The organism is Xenorhabdus bovienii, from assembly GCF_024721015.1.
Classification (GTDB): domain Bacteria; phylum Pseudomonadota; class Gammaproteobacteria; order Enterobacterales; family Enterobacteriaceae; genus Xenorhabdus; species Xenorhabdus bovienii.
Genome location: NZ_JANAIF010000141.1, coordinates 1 through 3740 on the forward strand (window position 1 = coordinate 1; position 3740 = coordinate 3740).

Annotated in this window: 5 protein-coding genes; 1 reads left to right on the plus strand and 4 read right to left on the minus strand. The window is 30.5% G+C overall.

Going from position 1 to position 3740, the window contains the following annotated elements; translation table 11 throughout:
- Positions 1-34 precede the first annotated feature (34 nt).
- Positions 35-400 carry a hypothetical protein gene (locus NXS07_RS18935; RefSeq protein ID WP_258087400.1) on the plus strand — a complete coding sequence of 122 codons (366 nt, stop codon included), beginning with the start codon at positions 35-37 and terminating at the stop codon, positions 398-400.
- Between the two features lie 153 nt (positions 401-553).
- Here the strand turns inward: NXS07_RS18935 and NXS07_RS18940 are convergent, their stop codons facing one another.
- The 4 genes from NXS07_RS18940 to NXS07_RS18955 all read right to left on the minus strand — a co-directional run bounded on the left by NXS07_RS18940 (position 554) and on the right by NXS07_RS18955 (position 3484).
- Positions 554-1102 (minus strand): hypothetical protein, encoded by a 549-nt coding sequence (locus tag NXS07_RS18940; RefSeq protein WP_038194267.1) that lies wholly within the window; start codon positions 1100-1102, stop codon positions 554-556.
- 202 nt (positions 1103-1304) lie between these two features.
- Positions 1305-1685 (minus strand): SMI1/KNR4 family protein, encoded by a 381-nt coding sequence (locus tag NXS07_RS18945; protein WP_038194266.1) that lies wholly within the window; start codon positions 1683-1685, stop codon positions 1305-1307.
- A gap of 188 nt (positions 1686-1873) precedes the next feature.
- Entirely contained in the window at positions 1874-2377 is a 504-nt protein-coding gene (locus NXS07_RS18950) for an SMI1/KNR4 family protein (protein ID WP_038194265.1), read from the minus strand.
- Positions 2378-3070: 693 nt separating this feature from the next.
- Positions 3071-3484: a hypothetical protein gene (locus NXS07_RS18955; protein ID WP_051875907.1), complete on the minus strand. Its 414-nt coding sequence runs from the start codon at positions 3482-3484 to the stop codon at positions 3071-3073.
- Between the last annotated feature and the right edge of the window lie 256 nt (positions 3485-3740).

The following is a 3740-nucleotide window of genomic DNA, read 5'->3' on the forward strand; positions in this document are numbered from 1 at the left end:
GGACGCGGTAAGTCAGTGTATTGTATTACCGACTATAACAAAAGTGCAGATAATTTCATTGATTAACTTAAGCAAAAGGGAGACAAATTTAATAAACATCCTGATACAGATTCAAGGCTATGAATATGGCTTTTTTACTGTATTAGGTGTCCGCCCTTTGTCTCAACGGAGTGACGGCAAAAGTAATGCGATTTATGTCGTCAGGTGTCGGTGTGGTAAATATGCCGTCAGGACATTAAAAGCCATTAAAAACCCGAGTAATGTTAATGATATGTGTGTGCATTGCCAGCATCTATTTAGTCAAAGGCGTAAAGAAACCTTTCGCACGACAGGAAAAGATGTTGATTTGTCAGAACTAACCGGAATTAAATGTAAAACCCTTTTAGAAATTAAAGAATAAGAAAACAGTGTCGTGCTTCGGGATTGAATTTTCGGAGTACACCTTATTCTGCTCAGGATGCGGGAGCTGATTGGAGATTATCAGGAGGATGATAATAAAAAGCCGGAAGATCTCTGTAATCTTCTGGCTTTTTCATGATGATATGCCTCTATATTAACTATTTTTTAATACCATTGGGTTAAAAATAACTATTTTTTTATCCTTAGTAACGCCACATGGCATAAAGCCTTTTTTAAATATGGAAAATATTTCCTCTAATTTAGAACTCTTATTGAAAGAAAATAAATATCGATAAATACTAACCATATTTAGCATATGATGACATTCATCACTAACTTCTTCTAAAAATGAATCATATTCTACATTATCAGCTAATCCTTGCTTCTTTCTCATCAGATATAATTTTCTTTTTCTAATATTTTCCTTTACATAATCCTCAGTTGACACCTTTGTTCTGTCAAGAATATCTTTATCTGCCTTTTTATAATCCTCATGAAGATAAAATTCAGATATGAGATCGGAAAAAAAATCGCTCCAAATTGCATATGGACTTGGAACATCCTGATCAAAAAGAAGTTTTATAACATCTTTTTGATCTTCTATAATTTCATATCCTTCTAATTTATCAGAAGAACCAGAAAGAAAATCAGAGCTTTTAAAAAAAATCATTGGCTCCAGATAAAAATCTATCGTTTCATGCATTGATATCACTCTAATATTTTACCTCAATGATCAAACATTCTTTGTCGTTCCCCTTTAAGAGTTCAATGATAAAGTTAATGATGACCTTTTCTACTTGATCCCTATAGGTTGAAATAGTATAGGGACTTTCCAGTTTTATACTTGATGTGAACTATTCAGCCAAGATAGATTTAACTCATTATCTTGGCTGATTTCTAGATATTTACATTCCTAATTTATAAATATTATCGGCTTCCTTATCCCCATCCTCATCCATATCAACGCTACCTAATGCACCCAAATCTAAGCTATAAATAACATCACTTTCCTGACCTTTTTCTACATAAATAAAATAACCAAGATCACCATCTTGACCAATTAAAAAGTAGTTTTTCTCAGCTTGTTGAATAGTATATTTTTTATTTCTTTCAAGAATATAGTCGAAATTATAAACATATATATTCTCTTGTTCTTTACCAGTTATTTCGATATAAGGTTTATCTTGAATTTCCTCAGACAAAAACTTTCTATAACAATGGGGTAATTTAATATCCATTTCTTTTTCAATAAAATCTAATCTTTCTAAAACTTCTTCTTTATTCATGAGTTTTTCCTCTTGATAAACCTAAATATTAAAGAATGGATTTTTTTACTCCAGATTATCAGTTTGTATCATATCAAAAATTTTTTTTTGAGGTTGGAAGGTAATTAAAATCCCACCTTGTTGTTATCTCACAAAACAGGGTGGGCTGGCATAGATCTACAGAGATACTACATTAAATCTAAAGAAAATTATATTTTCTTCGATTTGCTTTTGACTAATTTAATAATCCAATCATTGAATGATGAAAACTCTGCCTCTTCAATCCAATATTCAGGAGGAACATCAGGATAAAAAATAGAATAGCAATTTTTATTCTCTTCTAACATCCAAAAGCCGCCAAAATATCCGGTTTTAGGTATAGATGTTGTCAATAATAAATTAGGATATAGATCCTCACCATATCCCTCAAATACTTCTTTTGAAAAGTTCTTTATTTCGGCTGGTTCTAATACTTCAACTCCTGCAGTAATATCACTTGAAAATATATCTACAGAGCCAACATTTTCAAGGAAATCTTTATATTCATCAGGAAGTAATATATTGTTATTACTTTCAAAAGTAGTAAGTTCAGTGTGATTGAATTTCTTTTTTAAGATAAATGAAAATAATTCTCCATCGCCTAAATCAATCAATTCACCATTGCTTTTTACAAGCCATTCATTCAATAAGTTATAAGCATCAACAATTTTCATTATATCACCTTAAGAGATTAAATAAATTCCATATTTTCCTACCTACCTTCTGATAAGGTATATGAATTCTTAGAGCAGAACCAGTTCCATTTATTTTTTTAAAGAATCGTTCATTCTTTGTTATTTTAACAAAGTAATTTAACCAGAGAGAAAATTCCTTGATATTGTCCGTCTTTTTATTTTCATAAAATAGACAGTCACCATAGCCTTTTGAATTTGTATTAAAATTAAACATTTTCAAATGTGACAGTGAAAATACCATCAACATATCCTCCGGGGATATATTCATGATCTTCATAACGCGCGTTAAAATAACATCCTATTTTCTTGTGATAACCAATAATATGATCAAAAGAATAACACAAAGGAACTATTGTTGGATATTCATAAGAGTAATAAGGTCGATCGTGAGTTAAAAGAAATCAACCCGGTTGTAATTTTAATTCTGGTAAATTTACATGTTGTAATCTCATGTTTTTCCATAATTACTTTATTTAATTCCTATTCTTCCAACCTGATAAATGCGATAAAAATAATCAAGCAAGAAAGTGTAATGAAAAAATCAATGATAAACTTGATTACGATCTTTTCTACTTTAGTTCTATAAGCCGGAAATCATGGGGATCTTTCCGGCTTTTTCAAATGGACAAGCCAAGTAGTTTTTGGCTTGTAATATGTAAACTAGTTTATGTGTTACATACCATTTAATATTTCATCTAGCCAACTACTATTTTCCCTCTCACACTCTATATTTCCGACAAAGAAAAATAGATCATTTTTCTTTATATCTAAATCATATTCAAAATCAGGTATAGCAAAAAGATAGCTTATTTTATCTATCTTGTTTTCTTTCAGTTTTATTGAAACTGGATGGATTATAAAATCAAAATTTGGCTCTAAAATAGGATTTTCTTCTCTAGAAACTTCGCCTAATTCACCTTGCTCTTTTCCATACCAAATAACAATGGCATGGTCATAATCTATGAAACTATTTTCCAACTTAAAATCACGCTCAAATTTGCAGCCTTTATCTGTATTAACAAAGTTATTTAAAATGGATGTATAGTCCATTGAAGTTGAACACCAAACAGCATATTGCTCTTTCATAGTCAGTACACCTAGTTAAAAAGGCAAATCCAGTGGGGCCAAAAAGAAGTCGTTTACTAGACCATTTCCTTACAGCACTTAAGTATCCATTGATATCTTTTGCAAGGCGCATCAAAAAGTATTTTTTAGAAAAAATAAACAGGAGCGTCTCACTATTATGAAAAACTATTTAGAATATATTTAAGTAATCAAGAAAAATTAATTGCAAATTTAGCACCATAACCTTCCAATAGAGTATTTAGCTCATACTCCACGG

Bases quoted from the DNA above. Each gene is read 5' to 3' on its own strand.
- NXS07_RS18940 (WP_038194267.1), bottom strand. From the start codon at position 1,102: ATGCATGAAACGATAGATTTTTATCTGGAGCCAATGATTTTTTTTAAA.
- NXS07_RS18945 (WP_038194266.1), bottom strand. From the start codon at position 1,685: ATGAATAAAGAAGAAGTTTTAGAAAGATTAGATTTTATTGAAAAAGAA.
- NXS07_RS18950 (WP_038194265.1), bottom strand. From the start codon at position 2,377: ATGAAAATTGTTGATGCTTATAACTTATTGAATGAATGGCTTGTAAAA.
- NXS07_RS18955 (WP_051875907.1), bottom strand. From the start codon at position 3,484: ATGAAAGAGCAATATGCTGTTTGGTGTTCAACTTCAATGGACTATACA.